This window comes from Thermus sp. (assembly GCF_040290245.1).
GTDB lineage: Bacteria > Deinococcota > Deinococci > Deinococcales > Thermaceae > Thermus_A.
The window spans coordinates 1-1,089 of the sequence record NZ_PSMQ01000112.1 but is presented as its reverse complement, the minus strand read 5'-3'; the positions used below and the strand labels follow the sequence as shown (position 1 = coordinate 1,089).

1 protein-coding gene and 1 pseudogene are annotated in these 1,089 nt (G+C 67.8%); both read left to right on the top strand.

Annotation, left to right across the window (positions count from 1 at the left end):
• Window positions 1-777 (top strand): molybdopterin-dependent oxidoreductase (locus C4301_RS09815; RefSeq protein ID WP_352414886.1); only part of this gene is annotated, 777 nt, incomplete at its 5' end.
• A gap of 70 nt (window positions 778-847) precedes the next feature.
• Window positions 848-1,089: pseudogene (locus C4301_RS09810) on the top strand (cupin domain-containing protein); the annotation flags it as partial.

The following is a 1,089-nucleotide window of genomic DNA, read 5'->3' as shown; positions in this document are numbered from 1 at the left end:
TTGGCCTTGGAGCTGGAAGCGATCCGGTCTTTACCCGCCCTGGAGGTCAACCTGGTCCTCACCTGCATCTCCAACGAGGTGGGCGGACCCCTGATCGGCTGCCCCCGGTGGAGGGGGGTGGCCTTGCGGACCCTTTTGGAAAAAGCCGGGGTCAAGCCCCAGGCCCGTTTCCTGGTCTTCCAGGCGGCGGACGGCTACACGGAGTCCCTTCCCCTTTCGGAGCTTCCCCCCGAGGCCCTACTGGCCTATGCCATCCAGGACCCGGCCACGGGACGGTGGGAGGAGCTGGAACGGAAGCACGGCTACCCCCTGCGCCTTCTCCTCCCCGGGCGGTACGGGATGAAGCAGCCCAAGTGGCTCACCCGGATCGTCCTTTCCCAGGAGGAGGTCCTGGGGTACTGGGCCAGGCGGGGGTGGAGCCGGGAAGCGGTGGTGCGGACGATGAGCCGCATCGACACCCCAAGACCGGGAGCCCGGCTCCAGGTGGGCCAGGAGGCCTTGCTGGGGGGGATCGCCTACGCGGGCGGGCGGCCTTTGGAGGCGGTGGAGGTCTCCACGGACGGGGGTAGGACCTGGCAAAGGGCCAGGCTAAGGCCACCCCGCTCGAGGTACGCCTGGCAGATCTGGACCCTTTCCTGGAAGCCCCCGGCACCGGGGGAGTACGTCCTGGTGGTGCGGGCCATCGAGGCCGGAGGCAAGATCCAGGACCCGACCCCACGGGACCCCCTTCCGGACGGGGCCACAGGGTACCACAGGGTGAGGGTCTCGGCGGGCTAGGGGCTAGTGCGGCCTGCCTCTGGGATCCAAAGGGCAAGGAGGAAGGGTATACCTAGGTGGAGGTGGTAGGATGCAACGACGTCAAGTGCTTAAGGCTGCTGGAAGCGTTTTGACCTTCGCCGCTTTGGGAAGGGCCTTGGCCCTGATCAACCCCACCGGGGAAGGGGTGTTCCGGCGCTATCCCCAAGACGGTTTGGATCTGGCCGTGCCCCAGGATAGGCCCTTTGCAGCCAAGGGCCTGGGCGAGACCCCCTTGGGCACCTCGGTCCTCATCCGCACCCGGACGGAGCAGCCCCTGCACTACCACCGGGA